Source organism: Exiguobacterium sp. EA-TM-5, assembly GCF_053878415.1.
In genome coordinates this window covers 130,990-147,573 of record NZ_CM132670.1, presented here as the reverse complement: position 1 = coordinate 147,573, position 16,584 = coordinate 130,990, and the positions used below count along the sequence as shown (strand labels likewise).

At 46.0% G+C, this 16,584-nt stretch carries 20 protein-coding genes and 1 pseudogene; 7 read left to right on the top strand and 14 right to left on the bottom strand.

Going from position 1 to position 16,584, the window contains the following annotated elements:
• Positions 1-78 precede the first annotated feature (78 nt).
• Positions 79-606, top strand: coding sequence for an NUMOD4 domain-containing protein (locus ACV3PA_RS00760; RefSeq protein ID WP_456125370.1), 528 nt, complete (start codon positions 79-81; stop codon positions 604-606).
• 49 nt (positions 607-655) lie between these two features.
• Here ACV3PA_RS00760 and ACV3PA_RS00755 read toward each other — a convergent pair whose 3' ends face one another.
• Both ACV3PA_RS00755 and ACV3PA_RS00750 read right to left on the bottom strand, forming a co-directional pair.
• A complete protein-coding gene (locus ACV3PA_RS00755) occupies positions 656-2,305 on the bottom strand; it encodes a methyl-accepting chemotaxis protein (protein WP_456125369.1) in 1,650 nt (549 codons plus the stop codon).
• 87 nt (positions 2,306-2,392) lie between these two features.
• Positions 2,393-2,569, bottom strand: coding sequence for a hypothetical protein (locus ACV3PA_RS00750; protein ID WP_167341066.1), 177 nt, complete (start codon positions 2,567-2,569; stop codon positions 2,393-2,395).
• 145 nt (positions 2,570-2,714) lie between these two features.
• Here ACV3PA_RS00750 and ACV3PA_RS00745 point away from each other — a divergent pair, with 145 nt between their 5' ends.
• Entirely contained in the window at positions 2,715-3,806 is a 1,092-nt protein-coding gene (locus ACV3PA_RS00745) for a GGDEF domain-containing protein (protein WP_456125368.1), read from the top strand.
• 47 nt (positions 3,807-3,853) lie between these two features.
• On the opposite strand, the gene ACV3PA_RS00740 is transcribed toward ACV3PA_RS00745, so the two are convergent.
• From ACV3PA_RS00740 to ACV3PA_RS00710, 7 genes and pseudogenes are all read right to left on the bottom strand, one after another.
• The gene (locus ACV3PA_RS00740; RefSeq protein WP_456125367.1) at positions 3,854-4,261 is read right to left on the bottom strand and encodes an NUDIX hydrolase; all 408 of its coding nucleotides are present in this window, start codon (positions 4,259-4,261) and stop codon (positions 3,854-3,856) included.
• Positions 4,258-4,908 (bottom strand): Type 1 glutamine amidotransferase-like domain-containing protein, encoded by a 651-nt coding sequence (locus ACV3PA_RS00735; RefSeq protein ID WP_456125366.1) that lies wholly within the window; start codon positions 4,906-4,908, stop codon positions 4,258-4,260. Before ACV3PA_RS00735 ends, ACV3PA_RS00740 begins: the two co-directional genes overlap by 4 nt.
• 21 nt (positions 4,909-4,929) lie before the next feature.
• Positions 4,930-5,751, bottom strand: coding sequence for a methyl-accepting chemotaxis protein (locus ACV3PA_RS00730; protein WP_456125941.1), 822 nt, complete (start codon positions 5,749-5,751; stop codon positions 4,930-4,932).
• 126 nt (positions 5,752-5,877) lie between these two features.
• A pseudogene (locus ACV3PA_RS00725) lies at positions 5,878-6,648 on the bottom strand (HAMP domain-containing protein); the annotation flags it as partial.
• An 18-nt stretch (positions 6,649-6,666) separates the two neighbouring features.
• Positions 6,667-7,002 (bottom strand): hypothetical protein, encoded by a 336-nt coding sequence (locus tag ACV3PA_RS00720; protein WP_456125365.1) that lies wholly within the window; start codon positions 7,000-7,002, stop codon positions 6,667-6,669.
• A 79-nt stretch (positions 7,003-7,081) separates the two neighbouring features.
• Positions 7,082-8,113 carry an ABC transporter permease gene (locus ACV3PA_RS00715; RefSeq protein ID WP_456125364.1) on the bottom strand — a complete coding sequence of 344 codons (1,032 nt, stop codon included), beginning with the start codon at positions 8,111-8,113 and terminating at the stop codon, positions 7,082-7,084.
• On the bottom strand, positions 8,106-8,786 hold the full coding sequence (locus ACV3PA_RS00710) for an ABC transporter ATP-binding protein (protein ID WP_456125363.1): 681 nt from the start codon (positions 8,784-8,786) through the stop codon (positions 8,106-8,108). The genes ACV3PA_RS00715 and ACV3PA_RS00710 overlap by 8 nt, the downstream gene beginning before the upstream one ends.
• Before the next feature lie 146 nt (positions 8,787-8,932).
• On the opposite strand from ACV3PA_RS00710, the gene ACV3PA_RS00705 reads away from it, so the two are divergent.
• Genes ACV3PA_RS00705 through ACV3PA_RS00695 form a run of 3 tightly spaced genes read left to right on the top strand, consistent with a single transcriptional unit; the run spans position 8,933 to position 9,988 of the window.
• Positions 8,933-9,376, top strand: coding sequence for a hypothetical protein (locus ACV3PA_RS00705; protein WP_456125362.1), 444 nt, complete (start codon positions 8,933-8,935; stop codon positions 9,374-9,376).
• On the top strand, positions 9,373-9,735 hold the full coding sequence (locus tag ACV3PA_RS00700) for a hypothetical protein (RefSeq protein ID WP_456125361.1): 363 nt from the start codon (positions 9,373-9,375) through the stop codon (positions 9,733-9,735). Before ACV3PA_RS00705 ends, ACV3PA_RS00700 begins: the two co-directional genes overlap by 4 nt.
• Entirely contained in the window at positions 9,725-9,988 is a 264-nt protein-coding gene (locus ACV3PA_RS00695) for a hypothetical protein (RefSeq protein ID WP_456125360.1), read from the top strand. Before ACV3PA_RS00700 ends, ACV3PA_RS00695 begins: the two co-directional genes overlap by 11 nt.
• Positions 9,989-10,021: 33 nt before the next feature.
• Here ACV3PA_RS00695 and ACV3PA_RS00690 read toward each other — a convergent pair whose 3' ends face one another.
• Complete coding sequence (locus tag ACV3PA_RS00690; protein ID WP_456125359.1) at positions 10,022-10,411, bottom strand: RidA family protein; 390 nt, start codon at positions 10,409-10,411, stop codon at positions 10,022-10,024.
• Positions 10,412-10,500: 89 nt separating this feature from the next.
• On the opposite strand from ACV3PA_RS00690, the gene ACV3PA_RS00685 reads away from it, so the two are divergent.
• Both ACV3PA_RS00685 and ACV3PA_RS00680 read left to right on the top strand, forming a co-directional pair.
• On the top strand, positions 10,501-10,824 hold the full coding sequence (locus tag ACV3PA_RS00685) for a nucleoside triphosphate pyrophosphohydrolase (protein WP_214724948.1): 324 nt from the start codon (positions 10,501-10,503) through the stop codon (positions 10,822-10,824).
• On the top strand, positions 10,821-13,139 hold the full coding sequence (locus tag ACV3PA_RS00680) for a DEAD/DEAH box helicase family protein (RefSeq protein ID WP_456125358.1): 2,319 nt from the start codon (positions 10,821-10,823) through the stop codon (positions 13,137-13,139). Before ACV3PA_RS00685 ends, ACV3PA_RS00680 begins: the two co-directional genes overlap by 4 nt.
• Positions 13,140-13,938: 799 nt before the next feature.
• On the opposite strand, the gene ACV3PA_RS00675 is transcribed toward ACV3PA_RS00680, so the two are convergent.
• The 4 genes from ACV3PA_RS00675 to tnpB all read right to left on the bottom strand — a co-directional run bounded on the left by ACV3PA_RS00675 (position 13,939) and on the right by tnpB (position 16,567).
• Positions 13,939-14,601, bottom strand: coding sequence for a hypothetical protein (locus ACV3PA_RS00675; RefSeq protein WP_456125357.1), 663 nt, complete (start codon positions 14,599-14,601; stop codon positions 13,939-13,941).
• A gap of 87 nt (positions 14,602-14,688) precedes the next feature.
• Complete coding sequence (gene hepT / locus ACV3PA_RS00670; protein ID WP_456125356.1) at positions 14,689-15,096, bottom strand: type VII toxin-antitoxin system HepT family RNase toxin; 408 nt, start codon at positions 15,094-15,096, stop codon at positions 14,689-14,691.
• Between the two features lies 1 nt (position 15,097).
• Entirely contained in the window at positions 15,098-15,328 is a 231-nt protein-coding gene (locus ACV3PA_RS00665) for a hypothetical protein (RefSeq protein WP_456125355.1), read from the bottom strand.
• A gap of 63 nt (positions 15,329-15,391) precedes the next feature.
• On the bottom strand, positions 15,392-16,567 hold the full coding sequence (tnpB, locus tag ACV3PA_RS00660; RefSeq protein WP_456125354.1) for an IS200/IS605 family element RNA-guided endonuclease TnpB: 1,176 nt from the start codon (positions 16,565-16,567) through the stop codon (positions 15,392-15,394).
• Positions 16,568-16,584 lie beyond the last annotated feature (17 nt).

The following is a 16,584-nucleotide window of genomic DNA, read 5'->3' as shown; positions in this document are numbered from 1 at the left end:
TCACTAGAACGTTTGTTCGTAATTTGATATAATTCAAGTATGAAGTCCCGTCGTGTTCTTGTCTGAAGGAGGACAACTATGCAAGAACAATGGAAAGCCGTCATCGGCTATGTAGGTATATATGAAGTCTCGTCCCTCGGTCGTGTAAGATCGCTTGATCGGACGATCGTGACGTGTCGCGGTGTTCGGCAACGCCGAAAAGGTGTCTTGCTCCGTCCACGGCTCAATCGGGAAGGGTACCGAAAAGTCACACTCTATCAACGTGGTCGAGGAGAACGGGTGCAGGTCGGTTTAGTTGTTGCACAAGCCTTTTTGACGACAGACGTCACGGAAGCACAACTCGTCCGACGCAACGGTCAACGGGCTGACGATCAGTTGTCGAATTTAGACGTCCTGCCTTCAATCGATCAGCAATATAACGAACTACTTGGTGAGTTTGATCTCTTGTTGCATCAACATGTGACGCTGTCGTCGTTTCAAATCCGAACGATTCGTACGCAGTATGAAAAAGGGAAAACAACCCGTCAATTGGCAGAGCAGTATCAGGTGACCGAGAATCGAATCCGGAACATCATCGATAAAAAGGAAGCACGTTATATCGGCTGAGAACAAGTTAAAAGGAGCGCTTACCAGATATGGTTGGCGCTCCTTTATTTTAAGATGAGTATTCGCTAGAACGAACGGTCTGTTGCAGCGAACTGATGCGCGACTCGAGTACCGCGCTATGTGTCTTCAGTTCCGTTTGCTGGGTAACGTGGTGTTGCATTTGATCACCGAGGACTTGGCTGTAAGACGAGAGCTCTGACATCAATTGCTGAACGGACTGCAAGTGTTCCTGCATATTCGACTGAACGTCTGCAACGATTTGACGTTGTTGTTCCACGATACCCAGTGTCGTCTCAATCGTTGTCGCTTCAGTCAGCATCTGTTGCAAGTGTGCCGTTGCGATCTCGAGCTGTTGTGATGTTGAGAGAAAACGTTCTGTCATCTGTGAGAGCGCTTGTTCGACTTGCTCGAGCCCTGCCGTCCACGTCTGATTGACTTGACGGATGTGATCTGTACTCGTCCGAATATCGATTGCGAGTTTTTCAACTTCCTTGGCAACGACCGTGAAGCCACGACCGGCTTCTCCGGCACGAGTTGCTTCAATCAGCGCGTTGAGCGACAAGCGGCGCGTCTCTTCAGCAACACGCTGGATATGTGAAATCGAGGTCTCCATTTGCTGCTGCAGGTGTGAGGTCTGCTGTAAAATCTGTTCCGTTGTTTGCGATTGTTCCTTTAGCAAGTGGCTCTCTTGTTGCAATGTATCCAAGGTCGCATGATTCGTCTGGACGGTCTGTTGAAAACGGGTCACGGCGTGTTGGCTGTTGAGGAGTGTCGTTTGCATCTCCTTTAACGCATCGTGTCCTTGAACAGTCAAACGTGATGAGGCGGCGATTGTCTGATCCATCTGCGTCGATTGCGAAAGTAAGGAACCGGCGACTTCATCGACGGCCTGGACCGATTGATCCATCGCCGATAAGCGCAAGGAAAAGTGGGGCTGGACAGATTCGAGTTCCTGACTGGCTTGTTGCATCTCAGCTGTTAAATCTCCGATCTGTTGCATCAATTGATTGTATTGAAACGTGAGTTGTTGTAATTCAAAGGTCGTCGTCTTGAGTGTTAATGGACGATACGATCGCTTCGCATGCGCTTCTTCAATCTGTAAAGCGAGTTTCGATAGTGGGGCGAGTTGTTTTCTAATTCGCCAACGGATCAATAGACTGATGCTAACAAGCGTGATCACACTGACCCAGACGAGTGTCCAAGCTAACTCACGAGCAGGAGCGATTAGTTTATCGCGATCAGTCGTCAGCAAGATGACGTCATCGAGTTCCGGAATCGTCATCGCGACAAGAAACTGGTCTTGATTCGAAAAAGCATATGTACGCGCATTACTTAAGTACTTTAATAGTTGTTTTCGTTTTGTCGGTTCGAGTGACAACGGTCGGAACGCTTCACTCGTGTTCAGGCTTTGAAAGCGAACTGTATAGTCGTCGCGTGATAAGTCAGTTCGTTGTTGCTGTTGCAATCGTTTAATCGCACGTGTACGATCTGTTGCATCATCCGGATACGCAAGAAACGTTGCTCGGACGTTCGCGTCGAACATCGTTAACTCACGCATCAGCCGTTCCTCAGTTGCTGCGACGGATTGTTGATACGATGCGTAAACGCTGAGTCCGCTGATCACAATCAGCCCGATGGCAACGATCGGAATCAGCCATCCATTTAGTTGTTGTGCTAGTAATCGTTTTTTCGTAATCATAAAACATCTCCTCCCGTGTACCTATCGGAAGGAGATGAAGCAACATGTATGAAGGTGCTGTACGGCTTGTGTAAAGGTCTTGTGAATCTAATTCACGTAAACCGGAAGGACAGTCGCAAGATGGGTCATAAGTGCTTGTGTCTCTTCTTTTGGTTCAGATGTGACGTAAATGATCAACGCAGCAGCAACGATGACGAAGATGGCGATGACAAGAATGATGAAGAATGGCATCTTACTTTTTCGTTTTTCGGCCTGACGGTCCATGAAAGAGTCCCCCTTAATGATGTAGACGATAGACATATTTGTTTGATTCCCTCTCCTCTTGTTTGAAAACCTTGGAAAAAGAGGGGAATGTGTAATTTGAAGGGAATAGAGTAAACATCTGAAATGGAATGAGGAGGATGTCGTCGTGCTTACGTTACTCAATTCATTGTTGTTGAACTTTTCCCTGTTGATTGCGACATTGCTATTCGCGTTTTTACCACTACGACGGATTGAGAGAATCTCGCCCAACTCCTCCTTACAAGTCCGACTCGTGATTGGTTGTATCGCCGGTGTGATTGGTGCGCTGTTGATCTTTAACAGTATCTCCTATGACGTTGCAAAGATTGATTTGCGTCTTGTTGCGCTCGTCACGGCGTACTTTTACGGCGGATTAGTCAGCGGTAGCATCACGATGCTGTTCATCATCGGTGCCCGATTTGCGGTGACACCAGCTGGCGAATACCAAGGACTGATTCTGACGACCTTGATCTGTGTCGCGTTACTCGTGACAGCGACGATTTATCGCCGGTTCGCTGCTCAACGGATGAAGGATTATCTCATATTGCTTGGAACAGGTATCGCGTACAGTTTGCCCGCGCTCTATTTATTAACGAACACGTTCGAGCGATTTTTAGAGATTGCGTTCGTTTATATCATCGTCATCATGATTGGTGGTTACGTGGCCTATCGTTTCTTACAGGAATTAAGGAAGCACTTTGTATTCGTGCACACGCAACAAGAACTGGCTTTAACGGACGGGCTGACACAACTGGGAAACCGCCGGAAGCTAGATGAAACATTAGCCGAGTACGCTCAAAACGGAACGGTCTTTTCCGCCCTCATTCTTGATCTCGATCACTTTAAATCAATCAACGATACATATGGTCATGAAGGGGGAGACGTCGTTTTACGACAACTCAGTCATCTCTTGCAATCCTATTGTCCAGAACAAGGAGTCGTCGGTCGATACGGTGGTGAGGAATTTGTCTTACTATTGCCGGATGTACCCCTCAGGCAAGCGGAACGACTGGGGGAGCGGATTCGTTCTGCCTGCGCCGACCAACACTTCGTTTATAAGGAACATCCCGTCTTTCATGTCACGTTATCGCTGGGTGCCGCTTCTTCCGATCAAGCGTCAACCGTATTTGAGACCGTCCAGAAAGCGGACTTAGCATTGTATGAAGCCAAACAAACCGGGCGAAATCGTGTCGTCTGTTACCGAGATCCTTTGCTGTAAATAAAAGCTGCCCCGCTCGACCGATTGGTCAGGCGGGGCAGTTGTGTTTAGCGATGCAGTAACGAAAATACATCATGGCGTTCAAAATCAGCTAAAATGTTCGGCGCAATCAATTGACGGATCATTGATTCGTTCGCCCAGAGATAAGCGTCGTGTTCCGCGGATAACTGAACGTCTGTCTGATTCGTCGAGCAGACGTACATCAAGAGAATGATTTGCCGATCGGGATGTGTCAGGAAGCTCGAAGCATAGAGCAGACGATCCGGGGTAACCGTCAACTGTGTCTCTTCTTTTATCTCGCGAACGAGACTATCAAGCGGGAGTTCACCGAAGTCGATCTTGCCACCCGGGCATTCCCATGTTCCGCCGCCAAAGTCAGCAGCAGCTCGGCGAACGATTAACAGACGTTGTTCATGAATGATGATGCCTTTAACGGCAGGGACGATCGCCGTCATCTAACGGGACTCCGCGATAAAACGATGGGATCGGTTCCTTCTGTTTCAATTAGGTGCTGATCGCATAAATAGATACCGCTAGCGTCGGCAAGCCCGAAGGCACGGTCTGTGCCTTCTTCCGTAAAGGATTGTACGAGATGGGCAGATTCGCCCCATGTCTCGTAATGCACACAGACAACTGCATCTTTCAGTAAGGCAAGACCAGGCAAGCGAAGCCGTTGACCGTCGCGTTGATCGATTTCCGGAATCACGCATCGTTCGGGAGCAACGAGGGCACCGGCAGAAAAACCGGCGACAGGGATACCGTTTACGAAGTGCGACTGAATGATGTCACCGATTTCCGTCTCGACAAGATAGCGCTGATACATCTCGGTCTCCCCACCAGAGATAATAATGCCCTGACACTGCTTCAGTTGCGAGAGTTGTTCCTTTGTCGGTGCGTCAGACAAGGGGAAGTGGACGAAAGATGAAATGCCGTCTTTCTGTAATGGTTCCGTATAGATTGAGGCGTAGCCTAACCAATCTTTACCGGTCCGCGGAACGTACAGAATCGCGACCGGTCCAGCATTCGTTAATGCGGCAAATCGTGTTTGTAAGTTCGGTGTAAAAGGAGGACCGCCTCCAAATAGAAATAAGTGAGTCGGCATGAGGCATTTCTCCTTTCAGGTTTAGTCCAGTGTATAGCGGTTGATCGTCTCATGCAATTCTCGAGAGAGCGTATAAATTTCTTCCGTTAGTGTATGCACGACATCCATTCGTTCACTGAAGGTGAGCGATTGGTCGGATGCCTGTTGATTATCTTGAGCGCTGGCGATGATTCCGGCACGCAGCTGTTCGGCTTGTGCGACGAGGTGGGAAGCGGTCGATAAGACATCCCGGTTCGTTTCAGAGAGCGCGGACATATCGATGGTGACACCTTTTGACTGCGTGACGATCGAATCAAACGACTGGGTTGCTTCTGTGACACGAACGACACCGTCTTGAACGGCAACGGTTCCGCGTGCCATCGCGTCTTCGAGTTGTTTTGTCTCCAGTTGGATCGAATCAATCGTTTCTTGGACACGAACCATTGATTGTTTCGATTGGTTGGCAAGATTCTGAATCTCGCGTGCGACGACGACGAATCCTTTTCCTTGCTCCCCAGCACGAGCCGCTTCAATCGAAGCGTTCAACGAGAGAAGATTCGTTTCGTTGGCAATCGATTCGATGATGCTGATGATCTCAAGAACATTTTGTGAAGCGGTTTGAACACGGCGTGATTTATCTGCCGCTTCATCAATCGCGTTTTGAATCGATTGCATCTGTTCCGTGACCGCATGGAGATCCGAACGTCCTGTCGTCGCGAGACTCTCCGAGCGACTAGCACTGTCTACGACGAGTGCTGACGTTTGCGCGGTTTGCTCGATCGTCGCTGTCAAGGATTGTAAGGATGCTGTATGCCCATCGAACGCACCAGACTGTTGCTGGGCAGTTGCGGCAATCCCAGTCATCGCATGTGCCATTTCTTTTGTCCCATGTCCGGTCTCTTCCGCTTCAACGACGAGTTCGGCGAGCGAGTCATCAATCGTCCGCGACATCGTATCAACCCGTTTCACGAGACCAATTAAAGATAAGCGCATCGTTTCAAATAGACGCGAAAGCTGTCCAATCTCATCACGTGACGTTGCGACGACGGGTTGTGATAAGTCATGCTCAGCGATCGCGCCCGCACTGTGCAGCAACGCCCGGATTGGTCGGACAAGTGTGCGTGTGAAAAGAATTGCAGCGAGTGCCACTAAAGCAATTAACGCCACTAACGCAATCAACAGCTTTTGAACGAAATCAGACAAGGCAGCAAAGACTTCTTCCGTATGGACTTCTGTGATCAGTCCCCAGTTTAGATCAGCGATTTTAAGTGGTGTGAAAGACGTTACGACTTCATGACCATCTGTGTCCGTTGTTTCTGTCGTTTTCGTCTGACCAGCAATGACTTGTTTGACTGGCGTTGACTGAATGCGTTTTTCGCCGACTTCGGTCTGTTTTGTCGCTCGGAAATCAGACCGTAGACGTTGATCGGCACCAACGAGATACGATTCACCGGTTTTACCGAGACCAGCCGTTGTTTTCATGATTTTATTAATTTTATTTCCGTCGAGCTGCAGCGCAAGCACCCCGCGTGGTTGCTTCGTCTTTGGATCAACATAGGGGATCGCAAAGAATGCTGCTGGAGCTTTTGACGGTTCGTAATACGCATAATCGGCTATGACGCCTTTTTGTTGTGTCAAGGCATTCTGATAGGCTTTGCCGAGTCCGGACGATTTTAAATCACCCGTGACGACATTCTGACCGAGGTCCGGTTCCTTGAATGCGGTGTAGACGACATTTCCGTCCGGATCAATGAAGAAAACGTCATAGAAGCCGAACTGTTAGATGTACTGATTGAAATACGTATCGAATTTCTTCGCTTCTTTCTGATACGAATCGTTCGCAAGGCCACCATCAGCAAACTGTTTCGTTAAAGGAGCGAATGCCTGCTGGACTTGTTCGTTCTCAGCTAATGCTTCGAGATTCAAGAACTTCTCATCGATATGTTGCGTGACCGTTGCTTTTTTAGCATCACGAATCGCTTCAAGCTTTGAGTAGGCCTCGTCTGTCAACGCACCTTTTGTTTCGACATACAAGAACGAGCCGATCAAGACGATCGGTACAATTGCAAGACCGAGAAAAGCGAGTAACATTTTCGGATACAGACCCCACTTCATCCGCACACACTCCGTTCTTATTGGATTTCTTTTAGTGTACGAAAGGAAATACGGTGAAAGTACTACATTCCCATATATTTTAAATGACTTTATTTTCCTTAGATGCTTTAGAATTCGAGTCGATGAGCCGATGGAAACGTTGCTGTTTGAACCACTGGGTATGTTGCTTTATCTCTTGATAGAGGACGAATAGAACGAAAGCGAAAACGAGACCGCGTCCGATCCATGGTAAGACGAGAAGACCGTAGTTCATCGCAGCAAACAGCTGGAGTAAGAAACGACGTTTACTCGGATCCCGCAGATACGTGATCAGCGGGAGTTGCTGGTGCGTCTGCTTGAATAATCGAAGATGAAGGAACGGACGCTTTCGGTGAGACGGCTTCGGTAAGGCACCGTTCAATTCAAGAACGGTCGCCGATAAACTCGACTGTCGTTTCGTTGACAACAGGATATCCTCCGTTAATCTGTCCTCACGCCGTGACCAGTGCCGGACATGAAGAGATCCGAACAGCAACACACACAGTGCAAAGACGAAGAGGACAGGGTGTGGTTGAAGCCAAAGCAGGAGCAACAGAGTGATGCGTCCGGTTGCCAGGGTGAGATGACCGCTCCATTTCTGCAAGAACCGTTGCCCAGATAACCGGTATGTCCAAAAGCTAAAGAACGGTTGGAGCAAAGAGAGCGTGAGACTAATCAGCAGTACGGTGATGCTAGATTGGTCAAACCGGATGCGATGTAATGGAAAACAGAGTAAATGTAAGCCGGCCGTTAATAAGAAAATCCGCGCGAAATGATATCGAACGGAATACCACTTCATTCGAACGATCGCTCCAGGAACCGGTTTGAAGAAGAGGCGATCTGCTGGTTCGAACCAAGCGAAAAAAGCGGGCAGGAATCCATACAAGATCCATCCGAGTAAGATCCAAGCGACCGGAACCGTTTGAACCCAGTCCGCTTGACCGTTTAAGATCTGAATCGTCTCATAGATGATGAACAGACCGACTGGAATGACGAGATAGAGCAAAATCGTCCAATCGAAGATTTCTCGAAAGAAGCGACGCTGTTCCGCATGCCGTCGACGGATCCGTTGCTTCAAAAAGGTTTCAATCATGCTCGAGCACCATCGCTTCCATGATGTCGAATAAGCGGGCACCAGGCTGACCAGAGGCTTTACCGATTTGAGCGAGTGTTCCTTGATGTTTGATGCGCCCCTGATCAATCCAGACAAAGTCGTCACACAGACGTTCTGCGGAATCAAGGACATGGGTGACGAGCAGAATCGCCACGCCACGCGTTCGTTCTGCTTCGAGTAAATGTAACAACCGAATCGTTGCGACCGCGTCGAGACCAACGAACGGTTCATCGATGATCAGGCAGTCTGCGCGTTGCATCAAAGCACAGACGAGCATCACCTTCTGTTTCATTCCTTTAGAGAAAGAAGATACATAGTCACCTGTGACGGCATGCAGTTCGAACGTCTTTAAGAGTCGTTCTGTATAGGCATGATCCGTCTCGTGGAGCGAAGCAACCAGCTCAAGATGCTCGGCGAGCGTCAAATATTCGTAATAGGTCGGCTGTTCCGGAATATAAGCGAGTGAGACCGGTAAATCAATCTCTCCTTCGACCCAAGGTAACGTACCGAACATCGCTTGAATCGTCGTACTTTTTCCTGCACCGTTCGTACCGATCAAACCGGTGATGGATCCAGGGTGTAAAGAAAACGAGATCTCTTGTAAGACGGGTTGACCGACGTCATAACCGGCTTGTTGAATGGATATATGCATGTGAAACATCTCCTTTCACTACATCTACTGATAGAAGAAGAAAAATGTTTCATAGCAACAGAACTCAGCATAACCATAGTAAAAAATGTAACAGGTTAAAAATAACAAATGGGCTATAATGGAAATATCAATTTTAGAGGATGATCATGATGCAAACAGTCGAACGAATTTATTTCCGTGAGTCCGGTATGGAAAGAGGACAGACGTTTTGGTGGGACCGTGCAAGTCGGACGGTTCGTGCGGAAGATGAGGAAGGATTACTAGGTCCATGGTATCTGAAGGGGCTCCTCTTTTTAGAGGAAGAAGACCATCCGTTATTCAGAAAGTTGACGGAAGAGGACATCTATCTAATTGACATGTGGTCGGATCGATTCAATGCCGATAAATGGCGAGGGTATACGGATCCTGAAAGTCTTACGATGATGGACGGAACGGATTGGGAAATTCATGTGACGACAGAACACGGCACAGAAAAAGTGTCCCGCTCAAACATCTTTCCGCCAGGGTGGGAGATGATTCGAGAACTGTTATATGGTTATTATGATGCCGGAAGTAATCGAGAAGCTGAAGAAGGGGAGGATGAACTATGAAACGAGCACTATTGTACCTGATTCCGCTTGCGTGGCTTGGACCTTACCTTGATTGGAAAGAGGGTTCGATACTAGGGTATGCCTTATTTTTATTTGGACTTGGTATACTATCGTATTCACTTGCACGGAGTGGAAAACCCAAATACATCGTCATCGGCAATATGGTCTCGTTTGCGATTTCGTATGGGATCGCACTTAGTGTAGGGGAAGGATACGGCGAAGGATACTTCAATCCATTGACAGCCAGTCAACTAGTTCTTGGGGTCAGCGTCTTGAATCTGGTCGTACAAATACCGATTGTGATGAATGCAATTCAAAACAAAGTGATGAAAAAGGAGTTAGAAGGACATGGCGGATGAGAGTCAGCAGTTACTTGATGCAATTCAGCGAATCCTAGAACGACAATCACCACTCGACTTAATTGATATCTACCAGCGCGTCAGACAAACAGAACATTTGAATCTATCACGGTTTACATCAGAAGCAGGACTCGAGGCACGCATTCGGAAATTGATTTACCTGCATGCGAGTGAGTGTGAATTGTATAGGGGAGAGCAGGACCTTTTTTATAGCGAGACAGGAAAAGGAACAGGACGCTGGGGACTACGATAAAAAACGCTACGCAATGAGTGCGTAGCGATTAGATCACACGAGTCCTAGGATTTCGACTTCGACTAAGGCGCCTTTTGGTAGTTCCTTCACAGCGATACAAGACCGAGCTGGGAAGTGATTGTGCGGTGCGAAGTAATCTGAGTAAATCGTATTAAAAGAAGCGAAGTGTTCCATGCTCGTTAAGTAGCATGTCGTCTTGACGACGCGATCTGGTGTTAATCCTGCCTCTTTCAGGATAGCATCGATGTTGCGCATGACTTGCTCCGTCTGCTCCGTGATTCCACCTGGTACGAGTTCACCGGTTGCCGGATCAATCGGGATTTGACCGGAAGCATAGAGTGTTCCGTTTGCGATAAAGCCTTGCGAGTAAGGACCGATCGCAGCAGGGGCGTTCGTTGTGTCGATTTGTTTGAATGTAGACATGAAAAGAACCTCCTCTTATAAAATACATATGTACGACATCGAGTGATTCGACTCGGATATCCCTCAACCCTTCAAAGGAGTGAATTGATATGCCACTTTATCATAAATTAGTTCGAGACGCGATTCCAAACATCATCGACCAAAACGGGAAAAAAGCGACGTTCCGCACGTTGGACGAAAATGAATTCCTAGTGGAAGCGAAAAAGAAATTACATGAAGAACTAGCTGAATATGAGGAAGCGACGACAGACATAGATGCTGTCGAGGAATTAGCTGATTTACTGGAGCTGATTCAAGCGTTAGCGAAGACACATGGCGTGACAGTCAAGGAACTGGAAGCTGTCCGGGCGAAGAAACAGCAACAACGCGGCGGATTCGAAGAACGCCTCTACCTGATTGAGGTCGAAGATTGATCCCGGAAGCGAAGCTGACGACGCATCATTTATATGACTCACTCGTCGAGGCCATTGATCAAGCAGAGGAAGTCTATATCGTTGCAGCGTTTGCTCAGAAGTCAGGCGTCGCCTTGCTCGTCCCAGCATTTCGTCGTGCCTTGCAACGAGGAGCCGAGATTCGGCTGTTGATTGGCGACTATTTACATATCACCGACCCAGAGGCACTGGCGCAGTTGCTTGCGCTTGATGGGTTGTCAGTTCGATTTTATCGGTCAGGCGGACGCTCTTTCCATCCGAAAGCCTATCTTTTTCGAAACGCAGAGACTGGCTTATCAATCGTCGGTTCGTCGAACATCTCAAATAGTGCGCTTCGATCCGGTATCGAATGGAACGTCCATCTACCGCAAGCTGTCGCTCCACAAATTCTTGATGATGCGATTGATGCCTTTATGGATCTTTATCTCAGTGAATCGGCAGAAGAACTGAACCCAGTTGTCTTAGACGCTTATCGTCAAGAGTACGTGGCACGTCAATATGTCGCGGAACTAGAAGTCGAGTATGATGAAGGAACGGTCGTCGTTGCGCCAGAAATCCTGCCGCACCGAGTGCAGGAAGAAGCGCTGCACGCGTTACGGGAAACGATGGAAGAAGGACGGACACGTGCGTTGGCAGTGCTTGCGACTGGACTAGGGAAGACCTACCTCAGTGCGTTCTTTGCGGGAGACTTCACACGAATCCTGTTCCTGGCACATCAAAAAGAACTGTTGCTGCAGGCAGAGCGCTCATTTAAAAAAGTTAATCCAGCGTGGCAAACCGGCTTCTATATCGGCAGTGACCGGACCGTTACGGAGACGACGGAAATCGTCTTCGCTTCCGTCCAGACGTTGGCGCAAAAGCGTCACTTGGACCGTTTTGCAACTGATCAGTTTGATCTCATCATCGTCGACGAGTTCCATCACGCGGCAGCGACGAGTTACCGGAAAATCATCGATTATTTCACACCACGTTTCTTGCTCGGTTTGACGGCGACACCAGACCGGATGGATGGCGCTGATGTCTATGCGATCTGTCATCATAACGTTGCCTTCCAGATGCATTTCACGGCAGCGATTGCTGAAGGATTTTTGACGCCGTTTCATTATTACGGCATTCATGACACGATCGACTATTCCCAGATTCGACGAATCGGTCGGACTTATGATGCGTCGCAACTCGAGCATCGACAACTTGATCGTGAAGTCGCAGATAATATCTATCATTCGTGGGAGAAACACCGTCAAACGAAGACAATCGGCTTTTGTTCGTCAATCAAGCAGGCGGAATATCTGGCACAAGTATTCCGGGATAAAGGAAAGACGGCATTTGCACTGACAGGGCAGACGACGAATCGCGCACAATACATGAAAGCATTCGAGCAAGGCGAGATTGAAGTCCTCTTCACAGTCGATTTGTTCAACGAAGGTGTCGATATTCCGAAAGTCGATACACTGCTATTCTGTCGTCCAACTGAATCCGTCGCTATCTACACGCAGCAAATCGGACGTGGCTTACGTTTAGCGCAAGACAAATCACACTGCGTCATCATTGATTTAATCGGGAACTATCGTAACGTTGAGACGAAGCTGAAACTACTCGGAACGATGAAAGAGTCGTTCAAGCGAGGGGAAATAGAACCGATTACGCCACCGCCCGGTTGTGTGATTGAGTTCGATACGCGGGCACTGGAATTGATTCATCGACTCCGGCAACCAAGCCAGCGGAAGTTACGACTGATTGAACAATATGAGCAAATCAAATATGAACTCGGTCGTCGACCGTCATATGTTGAAATCGGAGAGTATGCGGCAGTTCCTCAAGGTTATAAACAAGAGTGGGGCTCTTACGTTGGCTTCTTAAAGGAGCATCAGGAGTTATCAGACGAAGAAACCGAGGCGTACAATGCAAACCAGGAATTGATCGAGCAGGTTGAAAAGACAATTATGAATCGAAGTTATAAGATGATTGTTCTGTTAGCGATGCTTGAGCGGGGAGAAGAGCGTTGGATGGAGCCAATCACAGCAGCGGAAGTCGCTCCATTCTTTTATGAGTATTTGCATGCTGAGAAGTATCGGGAATTGAAGGATGCGCAAACGGTGGAGTTAAAAGGAATATTTGATACAGTAAAAGTAGAAAGTTTATTGAAAAAGATGCCGTTTCCGAGAATGGGCGGAATATTAACATTCTCTGGTGAGTTTTTGTTAATGAGACCAAATATAAAAAGTAGAGAACTTTATATAATCATAAAAGATATCGTCAATTACAGAATTAACGAATACTTTCGATCTAAAAGCTGATCCTTAATCAATTTTATAAACTGATAGAATGATTTATAAGAGAACTGTGCAGGATTATAAAGAGGGAGAAAGATAGATGAACAAACTCTTACAAGATTATAAACCGATAGAATGATTTATAAGAGAACTGTGCAGGATTATAAAGAGGGAGAAAGATAGATGAACAAACTCTTACAAGATTATAAACCGATAGAATGATTTATAAGAGAACTGTGCAGGATTATAAAGAGGGAGAAAGATAGATGAACAAACTCTTACAAGATTATAAACCGATAGAATGATTTATAAGAGAACTGTGCAGGATTATAAAGAGGGAGAAAGATAGATAAACAAGCTCTTACGGGATTATAAACCGATAGAATGATTTATAAGAAATACAGAAGGGATTATAATAAAAAATTAAAATAGTCTATTAAGTAAGGAAATATAAAATAATGAAACTGAGATTTTTATTTCAAGTAATTTTATTTAAATTAATTTCGTAATAAAAATAAGGAAATAAAATTTTTTCGATAAATATTTTGACTTCAATCATCGTTGAAATATATATTAAATCACTTTTTTTAATGGGGGCTGATAAAATTTCATTAGTTTTTATCAGGTTAACTTATCAGGTTTTCTGTCTTTCTAAAACCAACCTATCATTAATGTCTAAAAAATTGTTGGATTATAAGGGTTTGTAATGAATATAAAAATTGTGAAATCTGCAAATATCAGGTTTGGTAGAAAAGGATAAATACAATAAATTAAATGAATTTAATGCATTTAAATGTAAAATTTTTGAAGTGTTAATTTATTCTCAGTAATTCATTTTAGAACTAAATTCAATTAGCTGAAGAAAAGATAGAGCTGATTGTTTAAAAGCTTGAATGAAATCTAATGTATTATAGATAGCTTCTTCTTGATCAATAGTTAATGATAATCGATATTTATCTACCTTTTTTAAGCACACTTCGATAGGTGTGTTCGGATAATAAAATGTAGCGTAGTCATCCTCTAGACAGTTTTTCAAAGCATCTGCATAGTACTGCCACAATGGTGCAAGTTCGTCTGAGTGATCGGCTCCTTGCATGATTCCATTCTGGGTAAACGAAATCGTACCCTCTAGATTTAAAAAGCCATCTTCTAACCAATCCTCTTTTTGCTGAATATATACTTGAATGCGGTCTTGTTCTGTGATGTTCACATGTTCCTGTTCATTTTCTAAAAAGATAAAGGTTTGGATATCCATAAAGCAACACTCCTTCTTCCATTCATGAATTAAGTAATCTATATGTCCTTTTTCAACGCCTATGACATATTTTATATCATCAACTGTTCCTGTAAATTGCTTTGAACCTGTAGAAACTTTTGAAAGATTATTTCTATTTTGTTTAGCTACATTACAATGAAGAGGTGTGAGGAAATGAAGAATTTTCAACACACACAAGTCAATAATAGTTGGAGCATTTAACTCAGCCATATGCATTCCGCTCTTTAAGTGATAGCTAAACAAGAGGCGATTCCAATTTACGGATCGCCTTTACCTATAAAAAAGCTCCGTAGCGAATCAATCTTCTAGTTCAATGACAGTTCGAGTGAATGTCAAAAAATCATTAAGATGACGATTTAATATCGCTTGAAGAATGTCTAGATTCAGTGATTGATAGTCATGTACTGCAATGTTACGAAATCCGATTATGTTCATGAGACTAGTAGCCAGTGAAACGTCGATGAGCTGAGCTTCCTCGAGCAATTGAAATCCATCACGACTCGATTTAGGTAGACCAAGCTTCCGTGTTCGAACTAGATGCATGGCGATAGCGATACTTGCCTCACATGCGCGCTGGATGTTCAAAATAATACTATCTTGTTTGGTATCATCCTTTAAATGACTAGGTTCGTTCTGATAGACATCCTGTATTCTTAATAAACAACGTTCAATGGTCGCTATCTTATTTAACAACACATCGTTCATATTAAAAAACACTCCTCTGATCTTTGATTGACTGTACGATTGGAGCCCTCTCCTCAGAAAAGGCAACATACATGCTATAAGCACGCATTTGTTGTCGTATCAGCTCGTTCGGATTTTGGCAGTCGATGACTAAACCTTCTGTGAGAATCTGCATCGTCAAAATCGGGTCAATCTGTTTTATATCGACGAGATCAACTTCACGACCAGCGAGTCTTGCTAATTGACCAGCCATTGAACTACCACTGGGCTAAAGCCGTAGTGGATTCCTGAGTTATCCGACCTAACGGTCGAAAATTTATCGGGCTAACCCCGTCGTCCCGACGGTTGAAGAAGCTAAGATACGTTCTGCTTCTTGTTTCAAATTCATACCTGCGTTCATATCGCGATCATGATGGACTCCGCAACTCGGACATGTCCATTCACGTAAAGCGAGATTCTTAACGTCTTTGTGTTGATGGCCGCAACCGGAGCACAGTTGGCTTGATGCAAAGGTCTTGCCGACCTTGACGACAATCTTCTCGTACCATTCCGCCTTGTACTCCAGCATGCGGAAGAACACCGACCAGCTGACCTCGGAGATGGACTTACTCCACTTGTGGTTCTTCTGCATGCTCTTCACCTGCAAGGTCTCGATGCCGATGACGTCGTGGTTTTTGACAATCTCGGTCGATACCTTGTGCAGGAAGTCGGTACGTTTGTTGGAAATCTTTTCGTGGATGAGGGCGACCTTCCGCTTCTGCTTCTGGTAGTTACTGGCCTCGGACAGCTTCACCTTCCTGTTCAGGGCGATGTGCTGACGTCGTGACAGCTTTCTCTGCTCGCGCGCCAGTTTCTTCTCAAGCGAACGGAAGTAACGGTCGTTCTTGTATACCGTGCCGTCCGACAGGATGGCAAAGTTCTTGAGTCCGACGTCGACGCCAACAGATGAGCCGGTCTTCGGCAATTCGTGGATCTCCTGCTCGACGAGCAGGGAGACGAAATGTTTCCCTGAAGCGTTACGTCGGATCGTAGCGTTCAAAATACGTCCTGCGATCTGTTTCGAATAGGCGAAACGAACCCATTTCAGCTTCGGAAGTTTGAGCTTGTTCCCGATGATAGAGACTTCAGGAAGTTGAGACTTGCCTTGGATGTTCGTCTTGTACGATTGCACGGGATTCCGCTTTGATTTAAAACGAGGACGTTCATTTTGTCTCTTGAAGAAACGGTCATAGGCATTGGCAAGATGTCTGAAGCTAGTTTGCAAGGAAGTACTATCGACTTCTTTCAGCCAGTCAAACTCCTGCTTCAGGATGGGAATTTCTTTGGAACAAGAACCGTAAGAGAGTCCTTTTCCAGTCGCTTTGTAGGTCCCATCCCACTTCGCCAAGAAGTGGTTGAAGACGAATCGTGAACAACCGATCGTCTTCGCAATCAGGATTTCCTGCTCTTTCGTGGGATAGATTCTGAATTTGTAGGCCTTATGCTTTTTCATCTTGACATCACCTCCCT

Coding starts and splice junctions, on each gene's coding strand:
- ACV3PA_RS00720 (WP_456125365.1), bottom strand. CDS start 7,002: ATGAAGTGGGGTCTGTATCCGAAAATGTTACTCGCTTTTCTCGGTCTT.
- hepT (WP_456125356.1), bottom strand. CDS start 15,096: ATGAACGATGTGTTGTTAAATAAGATAGCGACCATTGAACGTTGTTTA.
- ACV3PA_RS00685 (WP_214724948.1), top strand. CDS start 10,501: ATGCCACTTTATCATAAATTAGTTCGAGACGCGATTCCAAACATCATC.
- ACV3PA_RS00755 (WP_456125369.1), bottom strand. CDS start 2,305: ATGATTACGAAAAAACGATTACTAGCACAACAACTAAATGGATGGCTG.
- ACV3PA_RS00665 (WP_456125355.1), bottom strand. CDS start 15,328: ATGGCTGGTCAATTAGCAAGACTCGCTGGTCGTGAAGTTGATCTCGTC.
- ACV3PA_RS00695 (WP_456125360.1), top strand. CDS start 9,725: ATGGCGGATGAGAGTCAGCAGTTACTTGATGCAATTCAGCGAATCCTA.
- ACV3PA_RS00675 (WP_456125357.1), bottom strand. CDS start 14,601: ATGGCTGAGTTAAATGCTCCAACTATTATTGACTTGTGTGTGTTGAAA.
- ACV3PA_RS00750 (WP_167341066.1), bottom strand. CDS start 2,569: ATGGACCGTCAGGCCGAAAAACGAAAAAGTAAGATGCCATTCTTCATC.
- ACV3PA_RS00715 (WP_456125364.1), bottom strand. CDS start 8,113: ATGATTGAAACCTTTTTGAAGCAACGGATCCGTCGACGGCATGCGGAA.
- ACV3PA_RS00740 (WP_456125367.1), bottom strand. CDS start 4,261: ATGACGGCGATCGTCCCTGCCGTTAAAGGCATCATCATTCATGAACAA.
- ACV3PA_RS00735 (WP_456125366.1), bottom strand. CDS start 4,908: ATGCCGACTCACTTATTTCTATTTGGAGGCGGTCCTCCTTTTACACCG.
- ACV3PA_RS00700 (WP_456125361.1), top strand. CDS start 9,373: ATGAAACGAGCACTATTGTACCTGATTCCGCTTGCGTGGCTTGGACCT.
- ACV3PA_RS00760 (WP_456125370.1), top strand. CDS start 79: ATGCAAGAACAATGGAAAGCCGTCATCGGCTATGTAGGTATATATGAA.
- ACV3PA_RS00690 (WP_456125359.1), bottom strand. CDS start 10,411: ATGTCTACATTCAAACAAATCGACACAACGAACGCCCCTGCTGCGATC.
- ACV3PA_RS00730 (WP_456125941.1), bottom strand. CDS start 5,751: ATGACTGGGATTGCCGCAACTGCCCAGCAACAGTCTGGTGCGTTCGAT.
- tnpB (WP_456125354.1), bottom strand. CDS start 16,567: ATGAAAAAGCATAAGGCCTACAAATTCAGAATCTATCCCACGAAAGAG.
- ACV3PA_RS00705 (WP_456125362.1), top strand. CDS start 8,933: ATGATGCAAACAGTCGAACGAATTTATTTCCGTGAGTCCGGTATGGAA.
- ACV3PA_RS00710 (WP_456125363.1), bottom strand. CDS start 8,786: ATGCATATATCCATTCAACAAGCCGGTTATGACGTCGGTCAACCCGTC.